Origin of the sequence: Streptomyces minutiscleroticus (genome assembly GCF_014650875.1) — a bacterium.
In the GTDB taxonomy this organism is placed as follows: Bacteria; Actinomycetota; Actinomycetes; order Streptomycetales; family Streptomycetaceae; genus Streptomyces; species Streptomyces minutiscleroticus.
Genome location: NZ_BMVU01000001.1, coordinates 452098 through 469187, shown reverse-complemented (window position 1 = coordinate 469187; position 17090 = coordinate 452098). Strand labels below are relative to the sequence as shown.

At 73.3% G+C, this 17090-nt stretch carries 15 protein-coding genes; 8 read left to right on the top strand and 7 right to left on the bottom strand.

Translation table 11 applies throughout. The features are described 5' to 3' along the window. Positions 1–37: 37 nt before the first annotated feature. Positions 38–1447 (top strand): type I glutamate--ammonia ligase, encoded by a 1410-nt coding sequence (gene glnA / locus IE271_RS01835; RefSeq protein WP_190188303.1) that lies wholly within the window; start codon positions 38–40, stop codon positions 1445–1447. A gap of 105 nt (positions 1448–1552) precedes the next feature. On the opposite strand, the gene IE271_RS01830 is transcribed toward glnA, so the two are convergent. Next, a complete protein-coding gene (locus IE271_RS01830) occupies positions 1553–1858 on the bottom strand; it encodes a hypothetical protein (RefSeq protein WP_190188302.1) in 306 nt (101 codons plus the stop codon). Between the two features lie 202 nt (positions 1859–2060). On the opposite strand from IE271_RS01830, the gene IE271_RS01825 reads away from it, so the two are divergent. Further along, positions 2061–2783: an alpha/beta hydrolase gene (locus tag IE271_RS01825; protein ID WP_190188301.1), complete on the top strand. Its 723-nt coding sequence runs from the start codon at positions 2061–2063 to the stop codon at positions 2781–2783. Positions 2784–2803: 20 nt separating this feature from the next. Here IE271_RS01825 and IE271_RS01820 read toward each other — a convergent pair whose 3' ends face one another. From IE271_RS01820 to IE271_RS01800, 5 genes are all read right to left on the bottom strand, one after another. Further along, positions 2804–3541, bottom strand: a complete 738-nt coding sequence (locus tag IE271_RS01820) for an ANTAR domain-containing response regulator (RefSeq protein WP_190188300.1) — start codon at positions 3539–3541, stop codon at positions 2804–2806. A 52-nt stretch (positions 3542–3593) separates the two neighbouring features. Next, entirely contained in the window at positions 3594–4466 is an 873-nt protein-coding gene (locus IE271_RS01815) for a GAF and ANTAR domain-containing protein (protein WP_190188299.1), read from the bottom strand. 24 nt (positions 4467–4490) lie between these two features. After that, positions 4491–6362 (bottom strand): CheR family methyltransferase, encoded by a 1872-nt coding sequence (locus tag IE271_RS01810; RefSeq protein ID WP_190188298.1) that lies wholly within the window; start codon positions 6360–6362, stop codon positions 4491–4493. A 17-nt stretch (positions 6363–6379) separates the two neighbouring features. Continuing rightward, positions 6380–6976 (bottom strand): chemotaxis protein CheB, encoded by a 597-nt coding sequence (locus tag IE271_RS01805; protein ID WP_190188297.1) that lies wholly within the window; start codon positions 6974–6976, stop codon positions 6380–6382. A gap of 130 nt (positions 6977–7106) precedes the next feature. After that, complete coding sequence (locus IE271_RS01800) at positions 7107–7421, bottom strand: hypothetical protein (RefSeq protein WP_190188296.1); 315 nt, start codon at positions 7419–7421, stop codon at positions 7107–7109. 154 nt (positions 7422–7575) lie between these two features. Here IE271_RS01800 and IE271_RS01795 point away from each other — a divergent pair, with 154 nt between their 5' ends. From IE271_RS01795 to IE271_RS01775, 5 genes are all read left to right on the top strand, one after another. Beyond that, on the top strand, positions 7576–7935 hold the full coding sequence (locus IE271_RS01795) for an arsenate reductase family protein (protein WP_190188295.1): 360 nt from the start codon (positions 7576–7578) through the stop codon (positions 7933–7935). 248 nt (positions 7936–8183) lie between these two features. After that, the gene (locus IE271_RS01790; protein ID WP_190188294.1) at positions 8184–8903 is read left to right on the top strand and encodes an SCO2207 family protein; all 720 of its coding nucleotides are present in this window, start codon (positions 8184–8186) and stop codon (positions 8901–8903) included. Positions 8904–9275: 372 nt separating this feature from the next. Continuing rightward, positions 9276–10304: a glutamine synthetase gene (glnII, locus tag IE271_RS01785; protein ID WP_190188293.1), complete on the top strand. Its 1029-nt coding sequence runs from the start codon at positions 9276–9278 to the stop codon at positions 10302–10304. Between the two features lie 446 nt (positions 10305–10750). Next, a complete protein-coding gene (locus tag IE271_RS01780) occupies positions 10751–11377 on the top strand; it encodes a winged helix-turn-helix domain-containing protein (protein ID WP_190188292.1) in 627 nt (208 codons plus the stop codon). 351 nt (positions 11378–11728) lie between these two features. After that, on the top strand, positions 11729–13288 hold the full coding sequence (locus tag IE271_RS01775) for a DUF1996 domain-containing protein (RefSeq protein WP_190188291.1): 1560 nt from the start codon (positions 11729–11731) through the stop codon (positions 13286–13288). A gap of 99 nt (positions 13289–13387) precedes the next feature. On the opposite strand, the gene IE271_RS01770 is transcribed toward IE271_RS01775, so the two are convergent. Beyond that, complete coding sequence (locus IE271_RS01770; protein WP_190188290.1) at positions 13388–13834, bottom strand: hypothetical protein; 447 nt, start codon at positions 13832–13834, stop codon at positions 13388–13390. A 112-nt stretch (positions 13835–13946) separates the two neighbouring features. On the opposite strand from IE271_RS01770, the gene IE271_RS01765 reads away from it, so the two are divergent. Next, entirely contained in the window at positions 13947–17057 is a 3111-nt protein-coding gene (locus IE271_RS01765; protein WP_190188289.1) for an alpha-N-acetylglucosaminidase, read from the top strand. Positions 17058–17090 lie beyond the last annotated feature (33 nt).

The window sequence follows — 17090 nt, the reverse complement described above, 5'->3', positions numbered from 1 at the left end:
CCCCGGTCCGAGGCGGGCCGGGAGTAGGAGGAGCTGGATGTTCCAGAACGCCGACGAGGCCAAGAAGTTCATCGCGGACGAGGACGTCAAGTTCGTCGACGTCCGCTTCTGCGACCTGCCGGGCGTGATGCAGCACTTCACGGTGCCGGCCGCGACCTTCGACCCGTCCGAGGAGCTGGCGTTCGACGGCTCCTCGATCCGAGGCTTCCAGGCCATCCACGAGTCCGACATGGCGCTCCGCGCCGACCTGTCCACCGCGCGCGTCGACCCCTTCCGCCGCGACAAGACGGTCAACATCAACTTCTTCATCCACGACCCGATCACGGGCGAGCAGTACTCCCGCGACCCGCGCAACGTGGCGAAGAAGGCCGAGGCATACCTCGCCTCCACCGGCATCGCCGACACCGCCTTCTTCGGCCCCGAGGCCGAGTTCTACGTCTTCGACAGCGTGCGCTTCAAGACCGCCGAGAACGAGGCGTACTACCACATCGACTCCGAGGCGGGCGCCTGGAACACCGGGGCCGTCGAGGACAACCGCGGCTACAAGGTCCGCTACAAGGGCGGCTACTTCCCGGCCCCGCCGGTCGACCACTTCGCCGACCTGCGCGCCGAGATCTCCCTGGAGCTGGAGAAGGCCGGCCTGCAGATCGAGCGCCAGCACCACGAGGTGGGCACCGCGGGCCAGGCCGAGATCAACTACAAGTTCAACACGCTGCTCGCCGCCGCCGACGACCTCCAGCTCTTCAAGTACATCGTGAAGAACGTGGCCTGGCGCAACGGCAAGACCGCGACCTTCATGCCGAAGCCGATCTTCGGTGACAACGGCTCGGGCATGCACGTCCACCAGTCGCTGTGGCAGGGCGGCTCCCCGCTCTTCTACGACGAGGCCGGCTACGCGGGCCTGTCCGACACCGCCCGCTACTACATCGGCGGCATCCTCAAGCACGCCCCGTCGCTGCTGGCCTTCACCAACCCGACGGTGAACTCCTACCACCGCCTGGTGCCCGGCTTCGAGGCCCCGGTCAACCTGGTGTACTCGCAGCGCAACCGCTCCGCGGCCATGCGCATCCCGATCACCGGCTCCAACCCGAAGGCCAAGCGCGTCGAGTTCCGCGCCCCGGACTCCTCCGGCAACCCGTACCTGGCCTTCTCGGCGCTGCTGCTCGCCGGCCTCGACGGCATCAAGAACAAGATCGAGCCGGCCGAACCGATCGACAAGGACCTCTACGAGCTGGCCCCCGAGGAGCACGCGGGCGTCCCGCAGGTCCCGACCTCGCTCCCGGCCGTCCTCGACTCGCTGGAGGCCGACCACGAGTTCCTGCTCCAGGGCGACGTCTTCACGTCCGACCTGATCGAGACGTGGATCGACTACAAGCGCACGAACGAGATCGCGCCGCTGCAGCTGCGTCCGCACCCGCACGAGTTCGAGCTCTACTTCGACGTGTGATCGGCAGCCGGACCCGCGCGGACGCACCGCGTGCGCCGCGCCGCACGGTTCACGGGACGAGGCCCCGTCGCCGCCCTTCGGGTGGGGACGGGGCCTCGTCCCGTGCTACGCCCGGCCGCCTCCCTGGCGCTCCTGCCGCCGGGCCTCGACGGGACGCTCGCGGCGGTAGCGGCGCTCGTACCTGGCCTGGCGGTCGCGGCGCTCGCGGTAGGCGCGGTAGCTGGTGTCGAACCGCGTCTGCGGGGCCGCCGGGACGCCGCTGCCGTACGAGGAGCGGGTGGACGAGCGCCGTCCGGGGCGGCCGTACAGGGCGTAGAGGAGGAGCAGGGCGCAGGCGGCGAGCCACCAGAGCGGTTCGCCGAAGCCCAGGACGACCAGGACGAGGGTCGCCGTAGTGATCAAGGCACCCATGGCGGATCTCCTTGAACGGGGGTGTGGGACCTTGAGGTGTCCGGCGCGGCGCGGGTGTCGGCACCGGCCCGCCGGTGCGCGGAGAGTAGTTGTCCGTGCGTCGAGCGTAACTCCAGTCTGCCGGGGGCGGCGTCCCCGCGGTAGCGAATAACGGCCGGGAGGGGTGGACCGCGGCCCCGTGGGGCGTGAGTGAATGGAGGGCATGACCGAGCTGATCCCCTTCACACACGACCACGACGGAGAGCGCCTCAGCGGGGTGGAGGCGGTGCCCGCCGGCGCGGACGGCGCGCGGCCGGCCACCGCCGTCCTGCTGCACGGAGCCGGGCACGGCAGCAAGGAGCGGCTGCTCCCGCTGCTCGAGGAGTTCGCGGCGCGCGGCCTGCGCGGGCTGGCCTTCGACTTCTCCGGGCACGGGGACAGCACCGGGGAGCAGCGCGGGCTGAGCCTGCGGGGACGGTTCGAGCAGGCGGTCTCCGTCGTCGGGGCGCGCGTGCCGGCGGACGGGCCGCTGGTCGTGGTGGGTTTCAGCATGAGCGGCCAGACGGTCGCCGACCTGGCCGGGCACTTCGGGAGCCGGGTGGTGGCGCTGGGCCTGTGCGCGCCCGCCGTCTACGCGGCGGCGGCCTGGTCCCTGCCCTTCGGGACGGGCGACGGGCCGTTCAGCACCCTCATCCGTACGCCCGGCAGCTGGCGCGACTCCCCCGCGCTCGACGCGCTGCGGCGGTACACCGGCCGGGCGGTCCTCGCCGTGCCCGGCACCGACGAGGTGATCCCGCCCGAGGTGACCGGGGCCGTCGCCGCCGCGCTCACCGAGGGCGCCGACTTCGCGCGGCTGGACCTGCCGGACGCCGGGCACCAGGTGGGGCTGTGGCTGCAGCAGCACGCGGCGGACCGGCGGCGGTTCGTGGACGCGGTCCTCGGCTGAGTCCCGCGCCCCGCCCCCGGTCAGCCGGTGATCTTGAGGTCCTCGTGGACCACCTCGCGGGCCACCTCGGCAAGGCGCCGCTGGTGCGAGCGGGCGTATCCGCGCAGCAGGCGGAACGCCTCGTCGACCGGGACGGAGAGCCGGGCGGCCAGCACCCCCTTGGCCTGCTCGATGATGACGCGGCTGGTCAGCGCCTGGCCCAGCTGGTCGGCCAGGGCGCGGCTCTCGCTGACCTCGCGCTCGCGGGCCAGCACCTGCCCCGCGACGGCCGTGAGGGACTGGCCGAGCGTCAGGACCTCGGCGGTGAACGGCGTGTCGTCGGAGCGCAGCAGGATCAGGGCGCCCAGCACCGGCTGCTCGGCCGACCGGCCGGGCAGCGGGAGCGCGGCGGCCCGCCGGTGCCCCAGCTTCACGGCCCGCGGCGCGTACTGCGGCCAGCGGCGGTGCGCCTCGTCGGAGTCCAGCGGGGTGTCCGGCACCCGCCGGCCGGAGCGGTGGGCGTCGTACCCGGGCCCCTCCCCCCATTCGACGGCGCTCTCCTCCAGGTGCAGCAGCTCCTGGTCCGTGGAGGCCAGTTGGCGCGGGGCGCGGTCGTCCGGCACGTACAGCACGCTGGAGGCGCGGGCGGCCAGGAGGCGCGTGCTGTGCGCGGCCAGCATCGCCAGGATCCCCGACGGGTCCGACGGCTCGGTGACCGTACCGCCGGCAAGCTCGACGAACATATGCGCCAGTTGCTGCTCCGGCGTGGGCGTGGTCATGGTTTCCCTTCCGCCTCTAGGTCCGTGGCGTTGACGGGACACCCGGCCGGTCTCAGCCGAGTGTCAGTTCACGGCGCACGATGCGCTCGGCGATCGTCCGCAGACTCTCCCCTTCTGCGAAGGCACGCGCCTTGACGAGTTCGAGCGCGTCACCGATCCGGCAGCCGAGCTGTACGGAGACCATGCCGGCCGCCTGGTGCACGACGGCCTCCAGGTCGGTGTCACCGTACAGTCCCGGGTCCGCGTCCGGGCCGAGGAACACAGTACGGGTGAGGGCGTCGGCGACTTCGGCGATGAGCCCGGTTCCGGCCATGCCGTCCCCCTCGCCGAAGACGGAGAGGGCCCCGATGCACCCGCCGGGCACGTGCAGCGGCGCCGCGATCACCCCGGTGATGCCCATCTCGCGCAGGGCCGGGCCGTACGCGGGCCAGTGCTCCTGCAGGGCCCGGCCGGACTCGGCGACCACGCGGACCTCGTTCGCGGCGTCGCGGGCCGGCCCCTCGCCCAGCAGGTACTCCAGCTCCTGGGCGGCGTGCGCCCGGTCGTTCGAGGCCGCGACCGCGAGCCTGGCGCGGTCGGGGCCGATGAGGGAGACGGCCGCGCTCGTGGTGCCGCACGCTCTCGCGACACCGGTCATGAAGCGCGGGCGGTCGCCGCTCCGGCTCGTCCGCCAGGCCCGCAGGCTGCTCGCGTGCGCCTCGTGCAACCGGGCGGTCGTCAGCTGGCAGGATGCCGTCCTGCGGTGGGCGGCGGCCGCCCTGCGGTGCGCGGCCGCGGCCTGCCGGTAGAAGTCCTGGCCCGTGTCGGCGGCCAGGCGTTCGTTGCGCTCGGCGGCGGCCTGCTCCCGCTCCGCCCGCTCGCTCGCCTGGGCCGCGCGGCGACGTGCTCGCCAGGCGGCTTCCGGAACTTCCCGCTCGGGGGGCATGCCTGCATGGTACGCCCACGGCCGTCACGGAGCGCTGCCGCTTCGCTCCTCTTCCATCAGCAGGACGACACCGCCGTTGTGCCCGTCGAAGGGGCTGCACAGCACCGAGCACCCGATGCGCCGGCCGAGCCGGTTGACCGCGGGGACGAGGGCCGGCTCGGCGCGCCGCCCGTCGTCGAGGCACCGCTGGACCGTCCCGCGCAGCTCCCGGGTGGGCAGTCCGAACTCCAGGTCGAAGAACGGCCGGTCCAGCACCTCCTCCGGGCGCAGGCCCCACAGGTCCGCGGCGCCCTTGTTCCAGCTCCTGACCCTCAGGTCCTTGTCGAGGACGACGACGCCCGCCGCGATGCTGGTCAGGACGGCCTCCAGGAAGGCGCGGGCCTCGTCCAGCTCGTCGGTGCGGATGCGCATCTCCTCGTTCATGGTCTCCAGCTCCTCGTTGCCGGACTGGAGTTCCTCGTTGGTGGTCTCCAGCTCCTCGTTGGTCGACTGGAGCTCCTCGTTGGTCGTCTCCAGCTCCTCGATGCTGGACTGGAGTTCCTCGTTGGTGGTCTCCAGCTCCTCGTTGGTCGACTGGAGCTCCTCGTACGCCGTCTCCAGGTCCTCCCGTACGCGCTTGACCTCGGCCTTGAGCCGGGTGGCCACCGTGACGTCCACGAAGGTGACGGCGGTGGCGGCGGGCAGGCTGTCGGCGCCGATGAGCGGCTGGACGGAGATGTCGAAGTACTGGACGTCGTCGCCGGTGCGGCGCTCGGCCCCGTTGACCCGCAGCGTGCGGCGTTCGTGCGTGGCCTGTTCGATCAGCGAGCGCAGCTCCACCGGGCGGTAGGAGATCTCCAGGTCCTGGATGGGCCGTCCGACGTCGTTCGCGGTCAGCCCGAACTGCCCGCGCGCCTGGCTGTTGATGAGGACGACGGTGCCCTCCGTGTCCACGGCGAGGGAGGCGCCGGGCGAGGCGTCGAGGATGAGGTCGCGCAGCTGGCGGGCGCGCACGGCGGTGTGCGGTTCGCTGCCCGCGCCGAGGCCGGACCTGGGCTTCGGCGCGGTCGGCTGGTAGGGCGTCACGGCGTCGCCGGGGCGGCGGCGGAAGATCCGCTGGCGCATGTTGAGGACGTCGAACCGGTCGGCGTCGTTCAGCAGCATCTCGGCCTTGCCGAGGAAGAGGAAGCCGCCCTCGCGCAGGGCGAAGTGGAACCGGTCGAGGATCTGCGTCTGCGCCTCGACGTTGAAGTACATGAGGGTGTTGCGGCACACCAGCAGGTCGAGGCGGGAGATGGGCGCGTCCCGGGTGATGTCGTGGCGGCCGAAGATGACGCGGCGGCGCAGGTCGGGGCGGAAGCCGAACCGGGTGCCGTGCTGCTCGAAGTACTTCTCGCGCAGTTCGGGGGCGAGCGGTTCGAGGGCCTTCGCCGGGTACAGCCCCGAGCGCGCCTCGCGCAGCGCCTCCTCGTCGACGTCCGTGCCGTAGATCTTGACACGGCCGAGGGCCTCGTCGACGCCGAGGGCCTCCGCGAACATGATCGCCAGCGAGTACGCCTCCTCGCCACTGGAGCAGCCCGCGCTCCACACCCGGATCTCGTCGTCGGCGCCGCTCCGGGACAGCAGCTCGGGCAGCACCTCGCGCCGCAGGAACGTCCAGGCGTCGGCATCGCGGAAGACCGACGTGACGTTGATCAGGATGGTGTTGAACAGCGCGTTGAATTCGTCGGCGTTGGTCTCCAGGTGGTCGCGGTAGTCGGCGTACGTCTCCGCCTCCGCCTCCGCCATGCGCTTGCGGATGCGGCGGCCGAGCGTGGACCGCTTGTAGCCGGTGAAGTCGAAACCGCGGGCGTCCCGCAGGAAGCCGAGCAGCTCCTCCAGCTCCTCGTCGGTCTCCACGTCCCGCACGTCGCTCATGGCCGCCCCTTCATGCGCTACCGCTTCTCGATGTCCGTCAGCCCGCATACGACCGGGGCGATCTCCTCAAGAGGTAGCACGAAGTCCACCGCGCCCGTACCCACCGCCGCCTCGGGCATGCCCGCGAACTCCGCCGAGCGCGGATCCTCCACGATGACGGTGCCTCCGCGGGACTTCACCGCCTCGACGCCCATCGCGCCGTCCCGTCCGGTGCCGGTCAGCACGCAGGCGATGGTCCGCCGTCCGTACGCGCCCGCGCAGGACTCGAAGAGCAGGTCGGCGGAGGGCCGTACGAAGTGGACCAGCTCGCTCCCGGTCAGGGTGAGGGTGCCGCCGGGGCCGACCAGGAGATGGCGGTCGGGCGGGGCGATGTGCACGGTGCCGGGCAGCGCCCGCCCGCCGTCCTCGGCGAGCTCGACGGCGAGGCGCGTACGGCGGCGCAGGACGTCGGCGATGACGGTGCGGTGGCGCGGGTCGAGGTGCTGCACGACGAGGACCGGCACCGGCAGCCGGGGACCGAGACCGCCGAGCAGGGTGCCCAGCGCGTGGACGCCGCCCGCGGACGACGCGACCGCGACCACGGCGTAGTGGTCGGCGGACCTCTCCGGTCCCACACGGCCAGCGTAACGGGGGGCCGGGCGCGTGGCAGCGGCGCGGACGGACGGAACCGGGCGGGCGGCGCAGGTGGCACGGGCCGGCGCCCCGGTCCGCCGGGACCGGGACGCCGGAGGCCGTGGCGGGACCTCAGCGGGAGTAGCGCATGAGGGCCCGGACCATGCGGCAGGTGGTGTCGGACGGCGGGTGGACGCCGATCAGCTCGGCGGTGCTGCGTATCTTCTCGTCGCGGGCCTGGTTCGCGCTGTGGACCCCGAGGTCGAGCAGGGCGATGGCCAGCCGCATCGCCTTCAGGCGGCGGTTGTGGGTGATGTACCACTCGCGGGGGCGGCCCGGCGGCAGCGGGCGCTTCTCCACGGGGGCGTACGGACGGTCGAGCGGGACCGCCCTCCTGACCGTGGTCTGGGTGGGCAGCGGGGTGATGGCGGCAGCGGGCACGGGCATCCTCCTGTCGCGGTCGGGGACCTCGGAACATACGACGACCCCTCGAACACTGCTTCTATTCTACTGCCGGGCACTGACAAAAGCCCCTGGCCAGAAGGGCTTTGAGGCCTTCTGTGACACCCGGGGCGCACGGTGTTCCGCGTACCTTTGGAGCATGGAGATCTGGATCAACCCGGCCTGCTCGAAGTGCCGGAGCGCGCTGCGCCTGCTCGACGCCGAGGGCGCCGACTACACCGTCCGCCGCTACCTGGAGGACGTCCCGGGCGAGGACGAGATCCGCGACGTGCTCGGCCGGCTCGGGCTCGAACCGTGGGACATCACCCGTACCCAGGAGCCGGCCGCGAAGGAGCTCGGCCTGAAGGAGTGGCCGCGCGACGCCGGCGCACGGGAGCGGTGGATCGCGGCGCTGGCCGCCCACCCGAAGCTCATCCAGCGGCCGATCATCACCGCCGAGGACGGCAGCGCGGTGGTGGCCCGCACGGACGAGGCGGTGCGGGAGGCGCTGTCCCGGTAGCCGGGAGGGGCTGCCCCGGTGGCCGGAAGGCGCTGTCCCGGTGGCCGGGAGGCGCTGCCCCGGTGGCCGGAAGGGGCGGCGGCGGGGCCGTGCGCGGCACGTCGCGCGGGTGGTCCGGGCGGGATGGTGAGCAATCCCGTCCGGGATTCCGTACCCAGCGGCGTACGCTCCCCCGCCGCCCGGGCGGGGGCACCCCCCGTCGTCGTCGCCGGACCGCCGTCGCGGGCGGCCCGGAGCAGGAGGCCCGCATGTCGCGCAGGAGAACGCTCGGCCCGAAGAAGAAGCTCGCGCTGCTGATGGGCGCCGCGGCCGTCGCCGGGAGCGGGGCCTTCGCACTGGCGAGCACCTCGAACGCGGCGCCCGCAGAGCGGGCCGGGTCCTCCGTGGTCTGCCAGGGGCTGGCCACGGCCCTGGCCGACAACGAGCGGTTCATCGAGCAGCAGCGCGCCGCCCCCGACGCGCAGTCGCAGGCCCGGATCGCCAACCGCGAGGCGGTGGTCGAGGAGATCCAGCGCAAGCAGGCGGCGTCGGGCTGCCCGATCGGGGCCGGGGACGGCGGGGCGGGCGGAGCGGCCGCCGGGACCGCCGCCCCCTCGTCGGCCGCGAGCGCGCCGGCGGACGGCACCGGGACCGGCGGCGAGGCGGGCGCGGGCTCCGGGGACGGAGCCGGAGCCGGGAAGGGTGCGGGATCCGGGGCCGGGGACGGCGCGGGATCCGCCGGTGAGCAGGTGTGCGCCGGCTCCACCGTGACGCTGTCCGGCGAGGCGGGGGCCCCGGCGGCCTCCAGCGACCGGTTCCCGGCCGGTACGCGGCTGAAGGTGACCAACCTGGACAACGGCAGGTCGACGACCGTGGAGGTCACCTCGGTCTCCGGCAGCTGCGTCCTGCTGAACGACGCGGCGTTCGAGCAGGTCCGCGAGGCCGGGAGGTTCCTGGTCCGCAACGCCCGCGTCGAGCGGGCGGGCTGAGGCCCGCCACCGGCGGGACCCGGGCCCGGCGTCGCCCCGCGGCCGCGCCGGGACCCGGCCCCGCCCGCCGAAACCCATCGCATACGAGCCACCGGGCCGTCCCGGGGAAGGGACGGTCCGGGCCGCGCGGGGCGGCGCGCGCCGCCCCGGAGCGACGCTCCCCGGGCCTCACGGACCGCCGCGGTCACGGATGCGAACGCCGCCCGCGCCGTGACTCCGGGCACACCCTCCCCGGGTAACACGGGGTTCACGTGCGGGCAATGGGCGGGAAATCGCCCGTTGACAGGCTGCCGGTCGTACCGCGGCGCCCCGGTGCCGCAGCGCCGCGCCCGCGCACCGCGCAGTCGAGACCCACCCCGAAGGATGTGGCCCGTGACCTTCAAGGCTGAGTACATCTGGATCGACGGCACCCAGCCGACGGCCAAGCTCCGTTCCAAGACGAAGATCCTCGCGGACGACGCGAAGGGCGCCGAGCTGCCGATCTGGGGCTTCGACGGGTCCTCCACGAACCAGGCCGAGGGCCATGCCTCGGACCGCGTGCTCAAGCCGGTCTTCACCTGCCCGGACCCGATCCGCTGCGGCGACGACGTCCTCGTGCTGTGCGAGGTCCTGAACATCGACATGACGCCGCACGAGTCCAACACCCGTGCCGCGCTCACCGAGGTCGCGGAGAAGTTCGCCGCGCAGGAGCCGATCTTCGGCATCGAGCAGGAGTACACCTTCTTCGACGGCACCCGCCCGCTCGGCTTCCCCGCGGGCGGCTTCCCGGCCCCGCAGGGCGGCTACTACTGCGGCGTCGGCGCCGACGAGATCTTCGGCCGGAAGATCGTCGAGGCTCACCTGGACAACTGCCTCAAGGCGGGCCTGGGCATCTCCGGCATCAACGCCGAGGTCATGCCCGGCCAGTGGGAGTTCCAGGTCGGCCCGCTGGCCCCGCTGGAGGTCGCCGACCAGCTGTGGGTGGCCCGCTGGCTGCTCTACCGCACCGCCGAGGACTTCGGCGTCTCCGCCACCCTCGACCCCAAGCCGGTCAAGGGCGACTGGAACGGCGCCGGCGCGCACACCAACTTCTCCACCAAGGCGATGCGCGAGGGCTACGACGCGATCATCACCGCCGCCGAGTCGCTCGGTGAGGGCTCCAAGCCGCTGGACCACGTCAAGAACTACGGCGCCGGCATCGACGACCGTCTGACGGGCCTGCACGAGACCGCCCCGTGGAACGAGTACAGCTACGGCGTCTCCGACCGCGGCGCCTCGGTCCGCATCCCGTGGCAGGTCGAGAAGGACGGCAAGGGCTACATCGAGGACCGCCGCCCGAACGCCAACGTCGACCCGTACGTCGTGACGCGGCTGCTCGTCGACACCTGCTGCTCCGCGCTGGAGAAGGCCGGCCAGGTCTGATCCTCCGGCGCCGCCGGGCACGGATCCACACGCGAGGGGCGTCCGCCGATCCGGCGGGCGCCCCTGCGCCGTGTCCGCGGACACCCCCGCGCCGTGCCCGCTCCGCGGCCGCGCCCGGGCCGGGCGCCCGTATCACCTGCCGAGAAGGTGGGGAGGAGATCTCCTCCGTCCGGGCGCCGTCTGCTTCAATGGGCCCATGGCAGGCTTCCGGAGGAACACCGCGACGGGTCGTTGCGACCTCGAGCCCTTCTGGCCCTCCCGTCAGCACCACGACTTCGACCGGGTGTGTTGCCGCGCGACGACCGCGCGCGCCCGGTGAGCCGTATCTCCTCCCCTTCCCGGCTTCCGGCCGTCGCGCACGACGTACGTCCCTGACGCCTTTCGACCACGAGTCCTCGGGCGTCGGCCTCCCAGACGACTTCTTCGCGCGAAAGAGCTGACCTCTCATGGCGAACACCCGTTCCTTCTCGTCCGTCGCCGTTCCCCACGCCCCGGCCGGCCACCCCGCCCGGCACCGGCTGCGTGCGGTCGACCGGGACGAGACCGTCGACGTCACCGACCTCCTCCCGCCGGGCACCACCTGGCTGCCCGCTCCCCCGCACGCCCTGCCCGCGCTGCCGGGCCGGCCACCGATGGTCGGCTACCTGGTCCTGGTGCCGGCCGACCGGCAGCCGCTGTTCCCGGTGCCCGCGCCCGAGGGGACCCGGACCGGAGCCGGGGCCCCGGACGAGGGGGCCGCGGGGGACCCGGCCGGCGACGCCGCGGCGGACGCCGGGGACGCGCCGCTGATCCGCGTCGACACCGTGCGGCGCACGGCCGAGGTCGCCGGGCGGCAGCTCGACCTGACGTACCTGGAGTTCGAGCTGCTGGCGCACCTGGTCGCGCACCCGCACCGGGTGCACACGCGGGACCAGCTGGTCACCACGGTGTGGGGCTACGGGCACGTCGGGGACGGCCGCACCGTCGACGTCCACGTCGCCCGGCTGCGCCGCAAGCTCGGCGCGGAGCACCGCCAGGTGATCCGTACGGTCCGCCGCGTCGGCTACAAGTACGCCCCGCCGACCGGCGACTGACACCGCGCCGGGCCCGGGGCCGCCCGCCGCGCCGCGTCCGGCGGTGCCGGGTCCCGGCGCCGTCCCGCCCGGTGCGGCGACCGCCGCGTTCCGGCCCTTCCCCTCTTTTTTCGGAGCTGCCGCCGGAAAGCAGCCGAAAAACGGCGCACTTCTTTGAAGAGGATTCAAGGATCTTCGACCGCGCGCGGCGAATCCGGGGGGTCTGGGGCTGTTGTGCCGGAATCGCTCCACGAAACTCTTACCTGTTTCCGAGACGGCTGAACACGTGCGCGACCCTCTCCGTATGGAATGGAGCCGCTTCAACTCCTGTCGGGCGCCTCGATGCCCCGCAAGGAAGCCATGAGGAGTTCCATGGGACGCACATCACGAAAACGCCGCTCCACGCTCGCCAACCGGGCGATAGCCGCATCGGCGGCTCTCGCGCTGGGCGGCGGCGGTCTGATCGCGGCGAATTTCTACGCCTCGGCGCACGAGGAGAACTCTGCCTCGACGCGGAACGCGACGACCACCGCCGCGCGGACGGCGACGATCGACTGCCCCGACGTCGGTCAGCAGCTGTCCGACGTGCCGGACAGGGCGCGCGGCGAGGTGGACGGCGAACTGGCCACCCTGGACCAGCAGATCACCGAGGCGTACCAGCGGCTGGCGGCCACGCGCGACGCCCAGACCCGGGACGCGGGCTACGTGCAGAACGCGATCCTCGGGCCGCTGAAGGACCGGCGGCAGGCCATCATCGACCGGATCCAGCTGGAGATCACCCGGGTCGGCGGGCCGGCCCACGCCGACCTGGACCGGCTCGCGCCGTGCTCCGGCCGCCCCGCGGACCAGCCGGAGACCACCGACGGCCAGGCCGGGAACGGCCAGGACCAGGGCGGCCAGGACGGTCAGAACGGCGACGGCCAGAACGGCGGCGGGCAGGACCAGAACGGCGGCGGTCAGGAGGGCGGCGGCCAGGACGGCGGCGGCCAGGACCAGAACCAGGGCAACGGCGGCCAGGCGGGCAACGGCCCGGCGGCCGACGACTTCGTGGACATCACCACCGTCCAGCCCAACGTCAAGAAGGTGCGCACCAAGCGCGGCGGCTCAACCGGCACCTTCACCACGTCCTGCGGTGTCAACGAGAACGGCAACCACAACACCGACAACGTGATCGTGGCGCCCGGCGTGGCCAACGGCGCGCACCACCTGCACGACTACGTGGGCAACCAGTCGAACGACGCGTTCGCCAACAACGACACCTTCGCCGCGGCCGAGACCAGCTGCACCAACCAGGGCGACAAGTCCTCGTACTACTGGCCGGTGGTGCGCGTCCAGGACGGGTCGAGCGACTTCGACGCGAACAACGACGGCGGCGGCAAGGAAGGCAACGTCGGAAAGATCCTCAAGGCCACCCAGGCCGAGATCAAGTTCGTCGGCAACCCGCGCAGCAAGGTCGTCGCGATGCCGAAGTTCCTGCGCATCATCACCGGTGACGCCAAGGCATTCACCAACGGCACCGCGAACGCCAACGCGAACTGGAGCTGCACCGGCTTCGAGAACCGGCAGCTGAGCGACAAGTACCCGATCTGCCCCGAGGGCAGCAGCGTGGTGCGCACCTTCAAGTTCCAGAGCTGCTGGGACGGCCAGAACACCGACAGCGCCAACCACCGCTCCCACGTGGCCTTCGCGGACGCCGGCGGCAACTGCGCGAACGGCTTCAAGGCGATCCCGCAGCTGCAGATGCGCCTGGTGTACGACATCCCGGCGCCGACGGTCGAGAACGGCCAGGTGCAGAACCCCTACGCCGTCGACGGCTTCCCCGAGCAGCTGCACAAGCCGATCACCGACCACGACGACTTCATCAACGTCTTCGACGAGAACCTGATGAACAAGATGGTCAAGTGCATCAACACCGGCAAGCGCTGCACGTGACGCCGTAGGACGCACGTGACGCCGTGAGGCGCACATGACGCCGCGAGGGGCCGGCTGCGGTGATCCGCCGCCGGCCCTGCCGTCCCCGAACCTGCGCGGTCAGCCCGAGCGGTGACCGGAGTGCGTGGCCTCGTCCCCCCCACCGCCACTGTTCCCCGAGTGGTGCGAGGTCCCCTCCTCCACGGTCCCGCCGAGCCGGCCGCGCAGCGCCGTGACGACCTCCTCCTCGCCGACGGCCACCCATTTCGCGCCGACCAGGTAGGAACCGCCGTAGTCCTTCGCCTGATTGAGCCACTCGCGCTGGCCGCGGTCGGTCGCGAAGGTCGCCAGGACGAACTTCCCGTCGTCGTTCTCGCAGATGGCCTGGCGCAACTCGTCCGCGTCGGTCTGCATGTCGGGCTCGCAGCGCACCTCGGCGGCCAGGTGCTCCAGGCTCCCCGTGGCCGTCTCCGGAACGGCGCCGGCGTCACCGCCCCCGCCGCCCGCACAGCCCGTGAGCAGCAGGGCGGCGCCCAGGGCCGCGACTCCCGTACGTGTCAACCTCATGCGTTTCCTCCGGTCCGGCCGGCGACGTGATCGCGCCGTCTTCGTGAGCACCGTTGAGCACGGACAGCCCTCCCGTTAGCGTGCCGCAGCAGTCGACACAGGGGGCACGCAGATGAACCGTCCGTCGCGACGCTCGGTGCTGGGCACGGCCGGTGCCGTCGGCCTCGGCACCGCCCTGGGGGTGGCGGTCCCGGCCCACGCCGCGAAGGGGCCCGGCGGGGGCCCCGCCTTCGATACGGCTCCCGCGCGCGCCGCGCTCAATCGGCTGCTCCCCGGGCACGCCGGCCAGATCCGCCTCGTCGCCGCCGAACGGGACGGCGCCGGCGACCGCTTCCGCGTCACCGGCACCGCCGGGGCCGTCACCGTCACCGGCACCACGCCCGCCGTCCTGCTCACCGGGGTCCACTGGTACCTGAAGTACGCGTGCAACGCGCACATCTCCTGGAACGGCGACCGGCTCGGCCTGCCGCGGCGGCTGCCCGCGCCGTCCCGGCCGCTGGCCCGCGCCACGGCCCTGCCGCACCGCTTCGCGCTCAACGACACCAACGACGGCTACACCGCCCCGTACGCGGACTGGCCGTACTGGGAGCGCATGATCGACGTCCTCGCGCTGCACGGCTGCAACGAGGTGCTGGTGATCGCGGGCATGGAGGCGGTCTACCACCGGCTCCTGAAGGACTTCGGCTACAGCGACGCGGAGGCGCGGGCCTGGCTGCCCGCGCCCTCCCACCAGCCGTGGTGGCTGCTGCAGAACCTGTCCGGTTACGGCGGCCCGCTCTCCCCCGGGCTGATCGCGAAACGGGCGGAGCTGGGCCGCAGGATCACGGACCGGCTGCGCGAGCTGGGCATGGCGCCCGTCCTGCCCGGCTACTACGGGCACGTGCCCCAGGAGTTCGCGGCGCGCAACGGCGGGGACGCGCGCGTCGTGCCGCAGGGCACCTGGCACGGCTTCCGGCGCCCGGACTGGCTGGACCCGCGCACCGAGGCGTTCGCGAAGGTGGCCGCCGCCTTCTACGCCCACCAGAAGGACGTCCTCGGCCCGGCCGCGCACTTCAAGATGGACCTGCTGCACGAGGGCGGCACGGCGGGCGACGTACCGGTGCCGGACGCGGCGCGCGGCGTGGAGGGGGCGCTGCGCGAGGCCCACCCGGAGGCGACGTGGGTGATCCTCGGCTGGCAGGAGAACCCGCTGCCGGAGCTGCTGGACGCCGTCGACAGGGACCGGATGCTGATCGTCGACGGGGTCTCCGACCGCTACGCGGGCGTCACGGACCGGGAGCGGGACTGGGGCGGCACGCCGTACGCGTTCGGCACGATCCCCAACTTCGGCGGCCGCACCACGCTCGGCGCCCGCGCCCACGTCTGGGAGGAGAAGTTCTTCGCCTGGCGCGACAAGCCGGGCAGCGCGCTCGCCGGCACGGCCTACATGCCGGAGGCCACCGACCGGGACCCGGCCGCCTTCGAGCTGTTCTCGGAGCTGGCCTGGCGGGAGGAGCGGATCGACCGGGCGGCCTGGTTCGACGGGTACGCGGACTTCCGGTACGGCAGACGGAACGGTTTTGCGCGGGCGGCCTGGCGGGCCCTGCACGACACCGCGTACCAGCACCGGGCCGTCGAGCGCAGCGACCCTCACGACTCGCTGTTCTGCGCCCGCCCCGACCTGTCCGCGGACCGCGCCGCCGAGTACGCGCCGCGGGCCCTGACCTACGACCCGGGCCGCTTCGACGCGGCCTTCACCGGCCTGCTCGGCGTCCCCGCGGACCTGCGGGGCAGCTCGGCGTACCGGTACGACCTGGTGGACGTGGCGCGGCAGGCGCTGGCGCACCGCAGCCGCCGGTACCTGCCGCAGCTGAAGGCGGCGTACGAGCGCGGGGACGCGGACACCTTCCGGGCGCTGGCGACGCTGTGGCTGCGGCTGATGCGGCTGTCGGACGAGGTCACCGGGGCCCGGCCCGACTTCCTGCTGGGCCGCTGGATCGCCGACGCCCGCCGCACGGCCACGGACGACGCCGAGCGCGCCGCGTTCGAGCGCACCGCCAAGGCGCTGATCACGGTGTGGGGCGGCCGGGCCACCGCGGACACCCTGCACGAGTACGGCAACCGCGAGTGGCAGGGCCTGATGGCCGACTTCTACGTGCCGCGCTGGCAGAAGTGGCTCGACGCGCTCCAGGACGCCCTCGACACGGGGACGCCGCCCGCGGCCGTCGACTGGTACGCGTTCGAGGAGCCGTGGACGCGGGAGCGCAAGGACTACCCGCTGCGGCCGGTGGGCGATCCGTACCGGACGGCCGCCCGGGTCCACGACGTGCTCAGCCGGGCGCCGTACCAGGGCCTTCTGGAGGTGACCGCCGAACCACCCGCCTTCCCGCCCGGCGGGAGCGCGCGCGTGGAGGCCGTGTTCACCAACGTCAGCGGGTTGCGGGCGACCGGGCGCGTGGACTTCGCGCTGTCCGGCCCCGACGCGGAGCCCGAGGGGCCGACCTCCCTCGCCGGCGTCCCGGCCGCCGGGCGCGGCACCGTCCGCTGGCGGGCGAGCGCCCCGGGCACCCCGCTGGACCGGCCGCTGCGCCCCCTGCCGTACACGCTCGCGGTGACGTACGGGCCGCGCGGCGAGGACCGGGTGCGCACGGAGCACGCGGGCACGCTCTTCGAGGCGGGACCGCTCCCGGAGGGCTGGCGGACGTACACGGGCAACGGGGCCGTCTTCGGGCACCTGGACGGCCGGTTCGCGATCGACGGCGCGGGCGCCGACCTGTGGAAGGGCACGGCGGAGTTCGGCACGGCCTACCGCGAGGGCGCTCTCGCGGACGGCGCCGCGGTGACGGTGCGGGTCGACTCCCAGGCCGCCACCGGCCCGTGGGCGCGCGCCGGGATCGTCGCCCGTGACGCCCTCGCCGTGCCCGGCTCCCCCGGCTTCCTGAACCTGGCCGTCACGCCCGTCAACGGCGTCGTGCTCTCGTACGACACCACCGGCGACGGCACCCTGGACACCTACCGGCGGATCACCGGCGTCGAAGCGCCGGTCCTGCTGCGGCTGGCCCGGTCCGGCGGCGCGTACACCGGTGCCTGCTCGACGGACGGCGGGGCGACCTGGCGGACCGTCGCCCAGGTGCGGGTGCCGGGAGCGGCGGCCGCCCAGGACGTGGGGCTGTTCATGAGCGCCGCCGACGGCGGCGACGGGACGCGCGGCACGGTGGAATTCAGCGGCTGGCGGCTGGAGTGACCCCGGGGGCGGCGGGACGCCCCCGGGACCGGC